Here is a 17,241-nt window from a genome sequence, read left to right as displayed (position 1 = left end):
GCCACAGTCTTCAGCCAACTCGGCGTGACAAGAGTGGGGAAGACTCGATAAGCTTCGAGGTGACGCTTCGCCAGACAAGAAAGGAAAGGGTTCAGGAATAGGAAACTGTACGTCTACAAAGATACGGAATAGGATAATGGAAAGAAATAATTGAGTGGAATGACTTATTTGTTAAGTTTATTAAGCGTGTAGCAAATGGTCGTATTCAGCAACTTCTTTCCGGTTTCGGTCTGTAATCGGCCCATCGACAATTCATAGATAAAGCCTTCCTGGAGGTCAGTTATGTCGATCGACACGGTGCGGCGATCGGGCGACAGTCGCACTGCCTGAACCGGCACCGTCGCTTTGTTGATCTGCGGCGAGCCATAATCGCGGTGGTATTTGTACTGATAGCGTTGGAAAGTGTAATTGGCCAGCTCACGGGCTTCGGCCTCGCGTACCGGGAGCGTAAAGTTCAGTTCAAAACCGGTAGCGGTCAGGTGCATGGCGGCAATATCGAGAAACTGCCCGCCTTTAAAACGAACTCGTTGGATACCCTGAGCCCCGGTCCAGCCATGATCGGTTTGACCCAGGTAGAGGCTGCCATCGGGGCCGAAAGCAAGCCGATGGTTGCCTATTCGCTGTCCCCCTTTAGCCAGAAACGGAATACAGGCCCCCTGCGTTTGGCCACCAATCTCTTCCAGCAGCACGCGCAGCAGATGCGGGTAGTCCATTTCCCCAACAAACGTTTGGCCCGCAAACGGCCCGAACTTGCCCCCTGTATTGTCGACAACCGGCTGCGTAGGTGAGTGGGCCATTAGGCTGTGCGGAAACGCAACGGCCTCGTGGGTGCGCAGGCTGTCTAGGGTAGAAACAGGCAAGGTAAGCGGGTCGATTTTAGGGAAATCGCCCTTCCAGACCAGGCTGGTTACGTGCCCGTGAAAAGCACCCGGTTTTACCACATGCAATTTGCTGGTGCCGAGCCAATCGCCTTGATTATCGGTGACTAGAAACCGACCCTGTGCATCGAAGCCCAGTCCGTCCGGCGAGCGGAAGCCCAGCGCATAAGGAATCGTTTGGCCCGTTGGGGTAATCTGCATCACCCAGCCCCGATACGGCACGCAGGCATACATGCGGCCGGGCCTACCCAGCGGGTTAAACGCCCCGCGCAGTTGCTGCCGGATGCCCGCCCCGTTGGAAGCAGTGTTCAGGCCGATGTACAGATTGCCTTTGGCGTCACGTATCGGCCCAAAGGCAAACTCGTGGTAATTGCCCGACATGCCGAATTGATCGGAAACCGTCTCGTAGCGGTCGGCAACCCCGTCGCCATTGGTGTCGATGAGGCGAGTCAGTTCGGGGCGCTGCATCACCAGCAATTCCCGGTTGCTGATGGCCATCACCCCCAGCGGATCGTGGAGCCCTTCGGCAAACACGCGCCACTGTTTGGTCTTGGGCGAATACAGCATCACTTCGCCCCGGTGAAAACAGGCAGCCAGCCGACCATCGGGCAGAAAGGCCAGCCCACCCGTTTCGGCAGACAGACCCACTGGCGTCGGTATCGTCTCGACCTCGTAATAGTCGGTAATGGTGTCGGCGGGGGCCGTGAGCAACGTACCCAGCAGCAGCAACGTGTTCAGCATAAGTTAAGGCAGTTGGGCGGTGGGTAAAACGACACTCGACACCGTGACCGAGCGAACGGTAGGCGGAATGATCAGCCAACCTCGCTCGATGCGCCCCGCCGACGCTTTGTACTGATTGGCCGTGTCGCCTAGCCGAAACCGCAACGCCTGACGGGTTGGACCAATCGTGAACCGGCGCACCAACCCACGCTGTCCGGCTTGCGGTTTGGTCAGTTCGCGGATCGTCACGCCATTGGCCGTGTAAGTAAATTCGGGATATCGATCAAGCAACGTGTAACCGCCGAAACGTACCTGTGCCGGTTTGCCATCAACGTACCAGGGTGTCTGCGTGGTCGAGTCGCGGAAGAACAGATCGCCAACGAGCTTCGTCAGACGCTGCCCTTTGCCGTCCCACTGCTCGGTGTTATCGACGAAACCACCCGCCCAGGCATACCGCAACTGGCAGGTCGTAGCGTCCCAACAATAGGACTGCTGCGGACCGCCACTCAGACCGGGAAGCCCCACGGCAATGGCGGCGGGGCTGGCATCGGGCATGAACGTGCGGTAAACGGCAGGCAGGCGTAGTGCGTAGGGATGCACGGCCGGCGGCCCAGCGGCATGGGCATGGCCCGTATGGGCAGTTGTTTGAGGCAAGTTAGGGTCGCGCTCGATAGGGGGGAGCCGCCGGGGTGCGTTGGTGACGTACAGCATGCCGTACATAATGGAGCCGTGGCCGGGGTACGTGCAGACATACGAGAAATCACCTTCGTCGGGTAGTGTCAGCGATAGCGTGTCGCTGTCGCCGGGTGAGAGCAGCCGCGTGTGCGCCAGTACGTCGGAGAGGGTTGGGACAAACTGACGGGCGGGGCCGGTTTCGCCCATGCCCAGCGCAAACTCCACCACACGGGCGCGGCTATTGGGCTTCGTGACCACCAGGTTATGTGCCATATCGTCGTCGTTCTCGACAATCAGCGTTAGGCGGGTATTCGGGCGCAGCACCAGCCGTTTTTCGCTGAACTGCAAACCGGCCATCGTTTTAATCAAAATCGTGGTGTCGCGCGCCGACTGTGCAGCGGCCAGTCGACCAACCGCCAGTAGTAGTGCTAACCAAAGGAATCGTAGACGCATCGGGTAATGAATAAGCTACTAGTAGAAGCAGAAAAGAAGTCAGGTTTAACCAAACCGGCGGCTGTGTCGGTATGGCTGGGTACGTTGGCCGATGGCCTATATCGCTTTGCCTACCAACTGTTCAACCGCCCGGGTTGGCAACAGGTCGCCCGCCTGCACCTGCTGTTCCAATTGCTGCACCTGCTCGCGTAGTCCCGGTTGTCCAAAAAACTGGCGTTCGATCCGCTGGCGGAGCAACGTTCGGAACCAATCGAGCGCCTGCCGCTGCCGGTGACAGGTACGTTCCGATACGCCATCGCGTTGAGTCGCGGTCATACGTACCTGATGCTGTTCGATGGTGGCCCAGAGGTCGGCGATACCCGCGTTGGTCAGCGCTGAACAGGTTAGCACGGGCGGCTGCCAACCGGTTGGTGTGGGTGGAAACAGATGGAGCGCGTTTTCGTATTCTACGCGGGCACGGCGGGCGGCCGCGGCATTATCCCCATCAGCTTTAGTAATGGCCAGCGCATCGGCCAGTTCCATGATGCCCCGCTTCATACCCTGCAATTCATCGCCGGCACCCGCCAGCATCAGCAGCAGAAAAAAATCGACCATGCCGTGCACCAGCGTTTCTGATTGCCCGACGCCTACCGTTTCGACGAGGATGGTGTCGAAACCGGCGGCTTCGCAGAGGAGCATGGTCTCGCGGGTGCGGTGGGCCACGCCGCCCAGCGAATCGCCAGCGGGCGAGGGGCGGATGTAAGCCTGCGGGTTTACCGAGAGCGTTTCCATGCGTGTTTTGTCGCCCAGAATACTCCCGCCCGACCGTTGGCTCGTAGGGTCGACGGCCAGCACCGCCAATCGCTTACCAATGCCAGTCAGGTACGTTCCGAAGGCTTCGATGAACGTGCTCTTGCCCACGCCCGGTACACCCGTGATACCCACCCGAATGGTATCCGTTGGGGCAAAGGCCAATACCCCTTCCAGGACTGCCTGCGCCAACGCCTGATCGTCGGGGCGATGGCTCTCTACGAGCGTTATGGCCCGGCTCAGGACCAGTCGGTCACCGGCCCGGATACCATCGATATAAAAAGAGGCGGGTTGACGAGGGCGCATGAGCAGTCAATGAACAATGGACAATGCGGTCCGCCGCTGCGGTACGATGAACAACAATGAATTGCGCCTTCCTTGTTCATCGTGCCGCAGCGGCGGACCGCATTGTCCATTGTTCACTTTAGATCGTCGGGCGTGGTGATCTTGATATTTTCGTAGGAACCCTCGATCAGCGTGATCGGGTAGTTGGCAAATTCCAGCACACTGGCGCAGTCGGTAAAATGAGGTTGTTCGGCCACAGCGAAAGCCTGCCGGAACCAGTCGAGCCGGAAGGTCTGGGGCGTTTGAATCAGCCGTACCCGCGCCCGATCGACAGCGGTGTTACGGCCGTCGGCGTCGACAAGGCGTACCGAATCTTTGGCCGGCACGCAGGTCACGGCGCTGCCCCGGTGCGAGGCCGTGGCAAAGCTTTCGGCGATAATGGCGGGCGAGACATAGGGGCGCACGCCGTCGTGTACGGCTACCAGCCCCGCTTTGTCCGCCTCGATAGGAATGCTGGCCAGTCCGTTTCGTACCGACTGGAAGCGCGACGCACCACCGATGACCGTCGTGACGTTGGCCGGGCGAAACCGGCGTTCGGCGCAGAGTGTCTCCCAGATGGGCAGGTCGCGTTCGGGCAGCACGAGCCGGATCGGCATGGTGTCGGAATAAGCCAGAAACTGCTCGATGGTGTGTTGCAGGATGGGCTTACCACGCAACGGCAAAAACTGCTTGGCGATGTCGCTTTTCATGCGGCTGCCACTACCACCCGCCACGATAATGGCGTAGAACTGATCGGTACGTGTCAACGGTGTAAGTCAGGAAAGTCGGTAAGAAAGGAAGTGCTAAGGCTGAAAAGTCGGTAAGAACGGAAGTCCTCAGACCAGAAAGTCTATTTTTTGACTGTGCTGCGTAAGCAACACTAAACAGACTTTCCAAACTGAGGACTTCCTTTCTTACCGACTTTTCAGACTTACAGGATCAGCATCGCGTCGCCGTAGGTGAAGAAGCGGTACTTCTCTTTGATGGCAACCTGATAGGCTTCTTTGATCAGTTCGTGACCGCCGAAGGCCGACGTCATCATCAGCAGCACCGACTCCGGCAAATGCAGGTTGGTCAGCAGTGAATTGGCGATTTTGAACTCATAGGGCGGGAAGATAAACCGGTCGGTCCAGCCTTCAACGGGCTTGAGCCGGGCATTGGCCGACACCGACGATTCGATGGCTTTCAACGCCGTGGTCCCGATGGCGCACACGCGCTTGCCCGCGTCGAGGCTGGCGTTGACGATGTTGGCGGCCTCGGGCCCGATGCGGAAGTTCTCCGAATCCGTTTTGTGCTTGGTTAGGTCTTCCACGTCGACCTGCCGGAACGTACCCAGCCCGATGTGCAACGTGATGGGCGCGAAGTGAATGCCCTTAATCTCCATCCGCTTCATCATGGCGCGGGTGAAGTGCAGGCCCGCCGTGGGGGCGGCTACGGCACCAACGTGCTCGGCAAAAACCGTCTGGAAATGCTCACGATCGGCATCGACCGATTCGCGCATGATTTCGCGCGGAATGGGCATTTCACCCAGTTGGTCAACGGCCTTCATGAACTCTTCGTGATTGCCGTCGAACAGGAAGCGGATAGTCCGCCCGCGTGAGGTGGTGTTGTCGATGACTTCGGCGACCAGATCGCTATCGCCGAAATAAAGCTTGTTACCAACCCGAATCTTACGCGCCGGATCGACCAGCACGTCCCACAATTTCATTTCGCGGTTCAATTCGCGCAGCAGGAACACTTCGATTTTGGCCCCGGTCTTTTCCTTGTTGCCGTATAGCCGGGCGGGAAACACCTTGGTGTTGTTGATGACCATTGAATCGCCATCATTGAAGTAGCTCAGGATGTCGCCGAATTTTTTATGCTCAATGGTTTTTGTCTTGCGGTCAATGACCATCAACCGCGACTCGCCTCGTTCAACCGGATATTTGGCAATGAGACTTTCGGGGAGGTCGAATCGGAATTCGGATAGCTTCATAGAATGATCCCCTTGACAAATAAGCAGATAAAATAGGGGAAGTTCGCAAATATACTACGTCAAAACCCCGTTGCGATTTTTAGTCCCGCATTTATTTGCAAATGTGAGTGGGAAGTTGTAGCGAAATGGTGTTTTAGGGGCTGTTTTTAGGTTTGCCGGTCAAGGGTAAACGTTGACAAATGCGCACGTTGCTGTACTCACCAGCGCTCACCCCTGACCGGCAAATCCGAAACGGCTAACTAGTCGGCGTAAGCGGCTGTACGGCGCCATCGGTGTTGACTTCGGCGCGGTCAGAGAGGTTAAATTTGGCCATCAATTCAGGCGAAACCTCGTTGGAGTAGGTGCCCTGCGGTGAGACGAATAAGCCCTTCACACCGTTGTTGCACGAAATCGCGTAGAGTGTCATCTCATCGCCGGGGTCTGAGGTGCCTTCGAAACGGTGAAACTCGTCGACTTTGAATTCATCACTGCCATAACGAACGTCGTCTTTCGTGGTGACCTTGATGTGATCTTTTTCCGGAGCAAACTCTTCGGTATAGCCGCGCCCCTGCAAATCCTGCATGGCCTCGGTCAGGGTGGTGAAGTGTGTCATGACGGTAATCTGTTTTCTACTTAACAACGGGGAGAGTGGGTTGTTCGGCGTCTGATTGATCGGTTCGTTGAAGTACTCTTGTTGTTTGGTAGATTTTGTAAAACAAACCACCAGGTAAGCGATTAAGTGTACAAACAGTTAATTGCTCAACCATGAAAAACGGAGTAGTCTGGGCCGCAGCCGCCCTCATCAGTTTAAACGCCTGCAAGAAAAATGTCGACGTCGATGCCCCGCAGTTTGCCGAACGCATCAACTTCACCGCCGACCGGCAATACCCCGAAGGTATTGCGTATGCCCCCTCGCTCAACCAGTTTCTGGTGACGTCGCTCACGCAGGGTAAAGTGGGTACTGTCGATGTAAACGGCACCTATACCGACCTGTTCACCGATTCGCAACTTATCTCGGCGCAGGGCATCAAGGTGTTTAACGATCGGGTCTACGTCTGTAACGCGGCGCAGGCCGTGGCCTCGAAGGCAACACCGCAGACGGTCATGAAAACGGCCGGCTTGTTTGTGTACAACCTCAACACCCGGCAGATTGAACGCCGGACCGATCTGGCGGCGCTGCTGCCCAATGCCTCACACCTGGCCAACGACGTAGCGCTTGATGGGCAAGGTGTTGCCTACGTGACTGATTCGTTCTCGCCGGTGGTGTACCGCGTGGGGACCGACGGCGCGGCGAGTATCTTGGTCAATAACGCGACATTGGGTGCGCCTACTGGTCAGTTTGGCCTGAACGGCATTGTGTGGCATACGGGTAATTACCTGCTGGTGGTAAAAGCGGCAACCGGGCAACTCTACAAGATTGATCTGGGGGCCCAGAACGCCATCACGGAAGTGACAGGCTTCTCGCCGGTTGTCGGAGGCGACGGCATGGTGCTAATCGGCGACGATTTGTACGTCGTAAACAACCGAAACCAAGTGACCCAGCTGCGCGGGGCCAACAACTGGGCTACGGCTTCGATCGTGAAAACCGACGCTGCCGGTTACGATCAGGCGACGACCAATACGGTGGTCAATGGGCAGATTTACACCCTGAACGCGCGGATCGGCGAAGTGTCGGCAGCGGCCATGAGTGGGAACCCCGCCAGCCTGACAGCCTCCGCCTACAGCATTCAGCGGTTCAAATAGTAGACAAGAGATAATGCACAATGCACGATGTATAATGCACAATGGGCTGACGCCAGAGTAAGACACCGCACCGGCGGCCCGGTCAGCCCATTGTGCATTATACATCGTGCATTGTGCATTAGTCAAACCGCGCATCCCCTTATACAACCGATGGCATAGAAACGGAGTCAGGTACGTGACGAATCGGTAGCTTACCGAACAGATCATTGGTCACAGAACCTCTTCGCCAAATTTTCTATGCAGCTAGTTCTTCAAAATCTATCAAAAACATACGCCAATGGCGTTCGAGCGCTCGACAATGTTTCGCTAACCATCCCGACGGGTATGTACGGGTTGTTGGGCCAGAATGGAGCCGGTAAAAGCACGCTCATGCGCACGCTGGCCACCTTGCAGGATGCCGACAGCGGTACGGCTTTTCTGGGCGATCTGGATGTATTAAATCAGAAAGAAGCCGTTCGGCGGACGCTGGGCTATCTGCCTCAGGAATTCGGCGTGTACCCGCGTATCTCGGCCACCGAGTTGCTCGACCATTTTGCCCTGCTCAAGGGTGTTGTCAATGGTCGCGAACGTACCCAGCTCGTGGAGGCGCTGCTCCATCGCGTCAATCTATTCGAACATCGGAAGAAGGCCGTCAGCAGCTATTCGGGCGGTATGAAACAGCGCTTCGGCATTGCGCAGGCGCTCATCGGCGACCCGCAACTGATCATCGTGGATGAGCCCACGGCGGGCCTCGACCCCGGCGAGCGCAACCGGTTCTATAATCTGCTCTCCGAAATTGGCGAAAACGTCATCGTGATTCTGTCCACGCACATTGTGCAGGATGTGATGGAGCTCTGCAACAACATGGCGATCATCCATCAGGGCCGCGTGCTATATGGGGGCACGCCGTCTGCCGCCGTGGCTAGCCTTTCAGGAAAAGTGTGGGGCAAGTCGATCACGAAGGCCGAGCTGCCTACCTACCAGCAAACGCACACCATCATTTCCAGCAAGCTCGTCGGGGGCAAACCCCAGATCCACGTCCTGAGCGAAGCCGACCCCGGCGACGGGTTCGAGGCCGTCGTACCCGATCTGGAAGACGTGTTCTTTAGTGAGATTCAGACCGGAGTGGCACGCAGATGACACCGATGAAGCCAATCAAGACCGATTGCTGCTTCGTATTGCCACCGATCGGGCCCGCATAGGCCAACGATCGCATCTAGCGTTACGTCTTCATTCCTGAACAGCCGCGATGCGCCGCTCAAGCCGCGCCATCTGCGTTTACCCTCACTACCTATGTTCGCCTCTATTTTTACCTTCGAAATCCGGTATTGGCTGCGGCAGCCGATGGTCTGGATCTTTATGCTCGTCAACATCACGATGTTTGCTTGGGCGGCCGCTTCCGACGACCTGACCATTGGCGGGTCGTTTGGCAATATCTACAAGAATGCGCCCTTCGTCATTCAGAATCAGTACGGCGTCTGGACGATTTTCGCCCTGCTGATGACGACGGCTTTCGTGCAAAACGCCGCCCTTCGCGATTTCACTTACAACAGCCATCAACTCGTCTTCTCGTCGCCCATTCGCAAGATCGACTACCTCGCCGGGCGGTTTTTTGGGTCGTTCTGCGTGGCGCTGATTCCGTTCCTTGGCATTTCCATCGGTATCCTGCTGGGTACGTTGATCGGAAAAATGACGGGCGCCACCGACGCCGACCGCTACGGGCCGGTAGTCTGGTCGGCCCACCTGAACGCCTTTCTGACGTTTGCCGTGGGCAACACCTTCATTTCAGGTACGTTCATCTTCATGCTTGCCGCGCTGAGCCGCTCTACGGTCGTGGCCTTCGTCGGGGCCGTGCTCTTGCTGGTGGCGCAGGCTGTGGCGGGGAATCTGTTGCGGGATCTCGACAACGAGAAGCTGGTCGCCTACTTCGACGCGCTGGGCTTCGGACCCTTCGGCTTGGTTACCAAATACTGGACCGTGGCTGATAAAAATACGCGCTCGGTAAGCCTGCTCAATGGCGATATGGGCATCAACCGGCTCATCTGGTTTGGCGTGGGATTACTTTGGCTGGCGATCACGTACAGCCGCTTTTCGTTTGCCGAACGAACCGCCAAACCAACGCGCATGGGCTGGTTTGGCCGCCGGAAGAAAGCCGCCCGACCGACCGATGACCTGCCTGCCGATGCGGCGGGCGTGGGCGTATTTGGGGCAGTTAACCCCCTGCCGCCGGTACGTGTACAGACCAGCGCGGGCGTGCAGTGGGCGCAGGCGTGGCGCATCGCCCGCACCGACTTCTGGGGAATCAGCAAAGGCGTGGCGTTTCTGGTGATTCTGCTGGCGGGCCTGCTCAACATGGGCTTTTCGCTGCGTTTCGCCGATCAGTCCTACGGGCTGTATTCCTACCCGGTCACGTATCAGGTCATCCAGACCATTCAGGGCACGATGGGTATCTTCCTGTTTGCCATCATTATTTTTTACTCCGGCGACCTGATTTGGAAAGAACGCGACGCCGATCTGGCCCAGATTTACGACTCCATGCCCCACCGCAACTGGAGCGTGTTTGTGGGCAAACTGCTGGCGATGACCGGGGTCGTGTTTGTGGTGCAGTTGCTATGTATCGTAGCCGGGTTGCTGGCCCAGACGCTAAAAGGCTACACAGCCTACGACCTTCGACAATACATCGTGGAGATGGGCGTCATCAGCATGCTCCGGCTAATCCCGATCATCGTGCTATCGATGCTGATCCACACGCTGGTCAACAACAAGTACGTCGCCTTTTTTGCGGTGGTGGTCATCCTGATCATGAACGCCTATATCTGGAGTCCGCTCGACGTGCAAAGCAATCTGGTGCAATTCAACGCCAGCCCCGACTATACCTACTCCGACATGAACGGCTGGGGTCCCTACGTCGCCGCTATTGCGTGGTTCCGGGCTTATTGGCTGCTGTTTACGGTCCTGTTGGGCGTGGTGGCGGTGTTGTTCTGGGTACGTGGTAAAGACACCACCTGGCGGTCACGCTGGCAGCAAGCCAGGCAGGCCTCCGCGGGGCTAAATGCCCGCGTGGCGCTGGGTACGTTGGTGGCCTGGCTGGCCGTGGGCGGGTTTCTATTCTACAACACGCAGGTGCTGAACCCCTACGTGACGAGCAAAGTGCAGGAGAAACGGCAGGTTGCCTACGAAAAAACCTATAAGAAGTTTGAGAACCGGCCACAGCCCCGCATCACCGACGTAGCCTACACCATCGACCTCTACCCGGCGGAGCGTGAACTGGCTGTGCAGGGCCGTTACCAGCTTACCAACCATACCAACGTACCCATCGACTCGCTGCATATCGTGTTGCCCAACCGGATGACCTACGCGCTGACGCTGCCCGGTGCCCAGCGCGTGCTCAACGATTCGGTGCATCAGTACCAGATTTACCGGCTGGCCCGCCCGTTGGCTCCCGGCGATTCGATCCAGTTGAGCTGGACGGTGCAGCACCGGGCGAAAGGCATCGAGAACGAGATCGCCTTTGTGCAGCAAGTCAATCAAAACGGTTCGTTCTTTAATAATGCCGATGTGTCGCCGCAGATCGGCTACCAGAAAGAAGGCGAGATCAGCGGCAAAAACGACCGTAAGGAATACGATCTGCCCGAACGAGCCCGCATGCTGAAATTACAACGTACCTGTACCGACGCCTGTATGAACACCTACATCGGCGGCAATGCGGACTGGGTCAACGTGAAAACAACGATCAGTACCAGTCCTGATCAAATCGCCGTCGCGCCGGGTTCGTTGCGGAAGGAGTGGACAGGTAGCGATAAACAAGGGCGCCCGCGCCGCTACTTCAGCTACGCGCTCGATCATCCTTCGCTTAACTTTTACTCGTTCATTTCGGCGCAGTTTGAGGTTGACCGCACCAAGTGGAATGGCATTGATGTGGAGGTGTATTACGACAAAAAACACGCTTACAACGTCAGGAACATGAGCGAGTCGATCAAGCAGTCGCTGGCGTATTACACCGAGCATTTTGGACCCTACCGGCACAAGCAGGCCCGGATCATCGAGTTTCCGCGCTATGCGTCGTTTGCGCAGGCCTTCCCCGGCACCATGCCCTATTCAGAAAGCATCGGGTTCATTGCCAAGATCGATCCCGAGACCGACATCGACATGGTGAAGTACGTGGTCGCGCACGAGATGGGGCATCAGTGGTGGGCGCATCAGGTGATCGGGGCCGAAATGCAGGGTGCCACGTTGCTGTCGGAAACGATGGCGCAATACTCGGCCCTGATGGTGATGCAGAAAGCCTACGGTCGCGACCGGATGAAGCGGTTTTTGGGCTATGAGTCAGACAATTATCTCCAGGCGCGTGGGAGTGAATCGGAAAAAGAGGTACCCTTGGAAACGGTTGAGAACCAAGGGTATATTCATTACCGCAAGGGTAGTCTGGTGATGTTCAACCTGAAAGAGTTCATCGGTGAAACGGCGGTCAATACGGCGCTGCGTGATCTGGTTAATACGTATGCTTATCGACTACCACCGTACCCCACGTCGTACGCACTCGTTGACCGGCTGCGTACCCAAACGCCCGACAGCCTGCAATCGACCATCCGCGACCTGTTCGAGCAGATCACCATTTACGACAACCGCGCTACCACCGCTACGGCCAAAAAACGTAACGACGGCCAGTATGACGTGACCGTAACGGTGCAAACGGCCAAACTCCGCGCCGACTCGCTGGGTCGCGAAACGCCCCTGCCGCTCAATGACCTCATCGACGTGGGCGTGTATGGCAAACCGGCTGATGGCAAAAAAATTGGCAAGCTGTTGGCCATCCGCCGCACCCGCATGAAAAAGCCGTCAGGTACGTTCACATTCACGGTGAAAGAACCGCCCTATGAAGCGGGCGTCGACCCCCTCAGTTACCTCGCCGACCGCATACCGACCGATAATTTGAAGAAGGTGCAATAAACCATGATTGACGTACTGGATGCTTGCCATAAAGAAGTGGCAAGCGTCCGGTACGTTAATCATGGCTCTAATCGTGTTGAGATTTGTTAAATGTTATTTGTTATTAATGTTAAAATGACCATCAACAATATATAGATTAGATTATTGATAGTCAGTAATTTAAATCGATGTGATGTTAAATATATATAGAGGTGCTGTCAATACTTGTAGAAGAATTAATAGCTTTATGAGAACTAGACTTATCTGCCCGGATGCACTATCCATTAGCGCTGGTTAAGCCCTCCTTTGACGACCCACTGACAGACTTAATTATCGACCTTGACCATCTGCGACGGAAAACGTTGGGCGGCACGACTTATCCGTCGGTATTCTTTCAGTTAAAGCACCTTTTTCACATACTTGAAAGTATCGGTTCGGCTCGGATAGAAGGCAACAATACAACCGTAGCTGAGTACGTCGAAGAAACGCTGAACGACACGTCGCTTAGCCACATGCCCAGTGTCATAGAAATACGGAACCTGGAAGAGGCTATGACCTTTATTGATTCATTCATCCATGAGCGTCCGTTCGACCGGCATTTTATCCGGGAGCTTCATCAACTTGTGGTGAAAGACCTGAAAGCGCCACCACAGGGAGAAGGTGACCAAACACCAGGGCAATTCAGAAACCACATGGTTCGTATCGAAAAAGCTAATCATACGCCACCCGATCCGTTGCTGATTACCGATTATGTTGATGAGTTAATGACATTCATTAATCAAAAAGATTCACCCAAATATGATTTGCTGAAAATCGCACTGGCTCATCACCGGTTTATGTGGATTCACCCGTTCGGGAATGGAAATGGACGAACAGGGCGACTTTTTACCTACGCCATGTTAGTGCGTAGTGGTTTTAACGTAGGGGTCGGCCGAATACTCAATCCAACTGCCGTTTTCTGTAACGACCGCAACGCATACTACCATTTCTTATCAGAAGCCGATACAGGCGAAGCCGAAGGACTGCTACGCTGGTGCGACTATGTACTTCGTGGCCTGCGGGACGAAATTGAGAAAATAGATCGGCTGTTGGACTATAGTTATCTCAAGGCTGAAATTTTGGTGCCAGCGCTGAAAGATGCGTTGGAACTGAAATACATAACGCAAATCGACTACAGAGTTTTGATCAAAATTGTCAATTCACCTAATCAGCAGATTCAGGCTGCTGATGTTGCGGAGTTTTTTCCAGGCAAACAAGCTGCTGAGTTATCCAGACAACTGAGGTATTTACGCGAGAAGAAACTCATCCAATCGGATGAAGTTGCCAAGCGTAAATACACTATTCGTTTTGACAATAACTATTTACTCCGTAGTGTGATGAAAATGCTGGGCAGCAAAGGTTTTTTACCAATCCGTGACTAAGGCACAATTACTTGGAAAGACGCAATTTGGACGCTACCCATAGCGACAAATTGTGACAAGAAGCATATACTAAGCCTGCTGCGGCTGACCCGCTTCCGGGGCCTGGCTGGCGTCGTCGGGTTTGTCTTTTTGGGCATTCTTCTTCAGAGCTTCCAGTCCTTTTTTGCCGTAGGCCAGTCGGGTAATGCCGACGTAGAGGACGGGCACAACGAAGATGGCGAGCGACGTCGCGGCGAGCATCCCGCCCAATACCGTGCGACCGATGGTGGCGCGGGCTACGCCACCTGCTCCGGTGGCAAGTGCGAGCGGAATAACGCCCAGGATAAAGGCCAGCGAGGTCATCAGGATGGGCCGTAACCGCAGCCGAACGGCTTCGATGGTCGATTCGAGCAAATCTTCGCCTTTGTCGACGCGTTCTTTGGCGAATTCAACGATCAGAATGGCGTTCTTCGCGGCGAGACCGATCAGCGTAATCAGACCAATCTGCGCATAGACGTTGTTGCTCAGATAGGGGAAAAGCAGTAGCGCGATGATGGCTCCCAAGGCACCGAGTGGCACCGACAGTAGTACCGAGAAGGGTACCGACCAGCTTTCGTAGAGCGCCGCCAGAAATAGGAAGACAAACCCAACGCTGAGCAGGAAGATATAGACCGAACTACTACCCGCGTTGATCTCCTCCCGGCTCAGACCCGAAAAATCGTAGGAGTAGCCGGCTGGCAGCACTTTATCCGCCACTTCACGCAGGGCGTCGTTGGCCTGACTACTACTGAAGCCCGGCTTGGCGGCGCCGTTCAGTTCGACTGACCGGAACAGGTTGAAGTGCGAAATGAGCGGCGCGTTTTCGATCACGCTGGTGGTGATGACGTTGCTGATCGGGATAAGCTGGTTGTTGCTGTTCCGCACGTAGAACTGATTGAGCGCCTTCAGGTCGGAGCGGTACATGGTGTCGGCTTGCGCCACCACCCGGAACTTACGCCCGTAGATGATGAAGTCGTTGATGTATTGGCTACCCAGGTACGTCTGGATAGTGCGGTACACGTTGCTCACCGACAAGCCCAGCTTCTTACACTTGTCGCGATCCACATCGACGCGGTAGGCCGGCGATTTGGCGGTGAAGTAGGTGAAGGCCCGGCCAATCTCGGGACGCTTGTTGGCTTCGGCCAGGAAGTTCTGCACCACCCCGTCGAAGGCCCGCACGTCGTCGTTGGTTTCGCGCTGCTGAATCTCGAAGGTAAACCCTGAGCTTTGCCCCAGACCGGGAATGGCCGGGGGCTGCACTACCTGCACGCGGGCATCGTTGATCGAGCTCAAGGCCCGTTGCAGTTTCACCACCAGCGAATCGGCCTGTAAGCCGCGCTCCTTGCGTTCTTCCCACGGTTTCAGCGACATAAACACCGTGCCGCTGTTTGATTTCGAGGCGAACGTGATAGCGTTCAAGCCACCCAAGGCGGCAAAGTGATTGACGTATGATTGCCGCCGCAGCGTATCCATCACCCGGTTCAGTACGGCCAGACTTCGGGCGGTCGAGGCCGCTTCGGGGATTTCATAGGTGACGATAAGCCGCCCTTCGTCTTCCGTCGGAATAAAGCCTGTTGGTTTGGCCCGGAACATCAGCACCGTACCGACGTAGACAACCGCCAGCCCAACCAGCACAAGCGGCGTAGCTTTGATCAGCCGTTGCACGCCGTTGGAATAGGAGTTGGTTACCCGGCCGAACCACTGGTTGAATTTGTAGAAGAACTTGTTCAGCCCTTTCGCGTTTTCGTCGATATGCTGTTCGCGCAGAAGCAGCGTGCAAAGGGCGGGCGTCAGCGACAGGGCCACGAAGGCCGAGATCAGCACCGACACGGCGATGGTGATGGCAAACTGCTGATACAACCGCCCCACGATGCCAGGAATGAACCCAACCGGCACGAACACCGCCGCCAGAATGAGGGCGATAGCAATAACCGGAGCCGAAATTTCGCGCATGGCTTCGCGCGTGGCGTCTCTGGGCGAGAGGCCTTTTTCGTCGATATTGGCCTGCACGGCTTCCACCACCACAATGGCGTCATCGACCACGATCCCGATGGCAAGCACGAAGGCAAAGAGCGTCAGCGTGTTGATGGTGAAGCCCAACGGCACAAACAGCGCGAACGTACCGATGATCGACACAGGGATAGCCAGGAGCGTAATGAGTGTGGCCCGCCAGCTTTGCAGGAACAGGAATACCACCAGAATCACCAGTACAAGGGCTTCGAGCAGCGTTTGCACCACCTCCGAAATCGACACCTGAATCACCGATACCGACTCAAACGGCACCACGTAATCGATGTCTTTCGGGAAGGTTTTCTTCAACTGATCCATCGCCGCGTACACACCCTGCGCCGTTGATAGGGCGTTGCTGCCGGGTAACTGATACACCAGCAGATAGGCCGCCCGTTTGCCATCGACGAATGAGTTGCTGGCGTACGAAAACTTGCCCAACTGCACCCGCGCCACGTCTTTCAGGTACACCAGCGATCCCCGCGCCGGATCGGACCGCACGACGATGTTTTCGAACTCGGTTTCCTTGCTGATCCGGCTGTTGGTGAAGACAGTATACTCAAATGCTTGCGACGATGGCTGCGGCGGTCCCCCAACCGACCCACCGGCTACTTGCAGGTTTTGCTCCTGAAGGGCAGCCGTTACGTCGTCGGCGGTCATCCCGAGCTGAGCCAGCCGGTCGGGCTTGAGCCAGATACGCATGCTGAAATCATCGGCCCGGCTGAAGATGTCGCCTACGCCCTTCACCCGCAGCAGGGCGTCGCGGATGTAGACGTTGGTGTAGTTGTCGAGGAACGACACGTTGTGCGTGCCTTTAGGCGAAAAAATAGCGACCAGCATGAACAGCGACGGGTTCCGTTTCCGCACCGTCACGCCCAGGCGTGTTACTTCTTCGGGCAATTGGGGGGTAGCAATGCCAACCCGGTTTTGCACGTCGAGGGCGGCAATGTTCACGTCGGTGCCCACGTCGAAGGTCACGTTCATGGTCATGCGGCCATCGTTGGTGGCGTTGGTCTGCACGTAGCTCATGCCCGGCGTTCCGTTTACCTGTGTCTCGATGGGCGTGGCCACGGTTTGCTCCACCGTCTGGGCATCGGCACCGGTGTAGTTACTGGTTACCTGCACCACGGGCGGCGTGATGTCGGGGTATTGGCCAACGGGCAGGCTAAGCAGCGCCAGCACGCCAAGAGCAACAATAATGATCGACGCAACAATGGCCGTGACCGGGCGATTAATGAATATTTCTGCAAACATGGTATTTTAATGTATACTGCACAATGTATAATGAACAAGGTGTAGTAATGTGCAATGCATTGATAATGAATTAATTATGCACTATACATCATGCATT

Annotated in this window: 11 protein-coding genes; 4 read left to right on the top strand and 7 right to left on the bottom strand. The window is 56.0% G+C overall.

Features of this window, described 5'->3' with window-relative positions:
* Positions 1-164: 164 nt before the first annotated feature.
* From FAES_RS27100 to FAES_RS27075, 6 genes are all read right to left on the bottom strand, one after another.
* Complete coding sequence (locus FAES_RS27100) at positions 165-1,619, bottom strand: DUF7133 domain-containing protein (RefSeq protein ID WP_015334405.1); 1,455 nt, start codon at positions 1,617-1,619, stop codon at positions 165-167.
* A 3-nt stretch (positions 1,620-1,622) separates the two neighbouring features.
* Positions 1,623-2,726 carry a plastocyanin/azurin family copper-binding protein gene (locus tag FAES_RS27095; RefSeq protein ID WP_015334404.1) on the bottom strand — a complete coding sequence of 368 codons (1,104 nt, stop codon included), beginning with the start codon at positions 2,724-2,726 and terminating at the stop codon, positions 1,623-1,625.
* 96 nt (positions 2,727-2,822) lie between these two features.
* Positions 2,823-3,821, bottom strand: a complete 999-nt coding sequence (meaB, locus tag FAES_RS27090) for a methylmalonyl Co-A mutase-associated GTPase MeaB (protein ID WP_015334403.1) — start codon at positions 3,819-3,821, stop codon at positions 2,823-2,825.
* Between the two features lie 113 nt (positions 3,822-3,934).
* Positions 3,935-4,606, bottom strand: a complete 672-nt coding sequence (locus FAES_RS27085; protein WP_015334402.1) for a 2-C-methyl-D-erythritol 4-phosphate cytidylyltransferase — start codon at positions 4,604-4,606, stop codon at positions 3,935-3,937.
* Between the two features lie 164 nt (positions 4,607-4,770).
* A complete protein-coding gene (gene queA, locus FAES_RS27080) occupies positions 4,771-5,814 on the bottom strand; it encodes a tRNA preQ1(34) S-adenosylmethionine ribosyltransferase-isomerase QueA (protein ID WP_015334401.1) in 1,044 nt (347 codons plus the stop codon).
* 235 nt (positions 5,815-6,049) lie between these two features.
* Positions 6,050-6,406 (bottom strand): hypothetical protein, encoded by a 357-nt coding sequence (locus FAES_RS27075; RefSeq protein WP_015334400.1) that lies wholly within the window; start codon positions 6,404-6,406, stop codon positions 6,050-6,052.
* A gap of 152 nt (positions 6,407-6,558) precedes the next feature.
* Between FAES_RS27075 and FAES_RS27070 the strand changes: the two genes are divergently transcribed.
* From FAES_RS27070 to FAES_RS27055, 4 genes are all read left to right on the top strand, one after another.
* On the top strand, positions 6,559-7,536 hold the full coding sequence (locus FAES_RS27070; RefSeq protein WP_015334399.1) for a hypothetical protein: 978 nt from the start codon (positions 6,559-6,561) through the stop codon (positions 7,534-7,536).
* 237 nt (positions 7,537-7,773) lie between these two features.
* Positions 7,774-8,655 (top strand): ABC transporter ATP-binding protein, encoded by an 882-nt coding sequence (locus tag FAES_RS27065; protein WP_015334398.1) that lies wholly within the window; start codon positions 7,774-7,776, stop codon positions 8,653-8,655.
* Between the two features lie 153 nt (positions 8,656-8,808).
* Positions 8,809-12,465: an ABC transporter permease/M1 family aminopeptidase gene (locus FAES_RS27060; RefSeq protein WP_015334397.1), complete on the top strand. Its 3,657-nt coding sequence runs from the start codon at positions 8,809-8,811 to the stop codon at positions 12,463-12,465.
* A gap of 251 nt (positions 12,466-12,716) precedes the next feature.
* A complete protein-coding gene (locus FAES_RS27055; RefSeq protein ID WP_015334396.1) occupies positions 12,717-13,865 on the top strand; it encodes a Fic family protein in 1,149 nt (382 codons plus the stop codon).
* Positions 13,866-13,934: 69 nt separating this feature from the next.
* Here FAES_RS27055 and FAES_RS27050 read toward each other — a convergent pair whose 3' ends face one another.
* Positions 13,935-17,144 carry an efflux RND transporter permease subunit gene (locus FAES_RS27050; RefSeq protein WP_015334395.1) on the bottom strand — a complete coding sequence of 1,070 codons (3,210 nt, stop codon included), beginning with the start codon at positions 17,142-17,144 and terminating at the stop codon, positions 13,935-13,937.
* Positions 17,145-17,241 lie beyond the last annotated feature (97 nt).

Source organism: Fibrella aestuarina BUZ 2, from assembly GCF_000331105.1.
Classification (GTDB): Bacteria; Bacteroidota; Bacteroidia; order Cytophagales; family Spirosomataceae; genus Fibrella; species Fibrella aestuarina.
The sequence above is the reverse complement of the archived record's forward strand: the minus strand, read 5'-3'. Positions and strand labels throughout refer to the sequence as shown.

Excerpts from the sequence above, each read along its gene's own strand:
- FAES_RS27100 (WP_015334405.1), bottom strand. The coding sequence starts at position 1,619 with ATGCTGAACACGTTGCTGCTGCTGGGTACGTTGCTCACGGCCCCCGCC.
- FAES_RS27095 (WP_015334404.1), bottom strand. The coding sequence starts at position 2,726 with ATGCGTCTACGATTCCTTTGGTTAGCACTACTACTGGCGGTTGGTCGA.
- meaB (WP_015334403.1), bottom strand. The coding sequence starts at position 3,821 with ATGCGCCCTCGTCAACCCGCCTCTTTTTATATCGATGGTATCCGGGCC.
- queA (WP_015334401.1), bottom strand. The coding sequence starts at position 5,814 with ATGAAGCTATCCGAATTCCGATTCGACCTCCCCGAAAGTCTCATTGCC.
- FAES_RS27075 (WP_015334400.1), bottom strand. The coding sequence starts at position 6,406 with ATGACACACTTCACCACCCTGACCGAGGCCATGCAGGATTTGCAGGGG.
- FAES_RS27070 (WP_015334399.1), top strand. The coding sequence starts at position 6,559 with ATGAAAAACGGAGTAGTCTGGGCCGCAGCCGCCCTCATCAGTTTAAAC.
- FAES_RS27065 (WP_015334398.1), top strand. The coding sequence starts at position 7,774 with ATGCAGCTAGTTCTTCAAAATCTATCAAAAACATACGCCAATGGCGTT.
- FAES_RS27060 (WP_015334397.1), top strand. The coding sequence starts at position 8,809 with ATGTTCGCCTCTATTTTTACCTTCGAAATCCGGTATTGGCTGCGGCAG.
- FAES_RS27055 (WP_015334396.1), top strand. The coding sequence starts at position 12,717 with ATGCACTATCCATTAGCGCTGGTTAAGCCCTCCTTTGACGACCCACTG.
- FAES_RS27050 (WP_015334395.1), bottom strand. The coding sequence starts at position 17,144 with ATGTTTGCAGAAATATTCATTAATCGCCCGGTCACGGCCATTGTTGCG.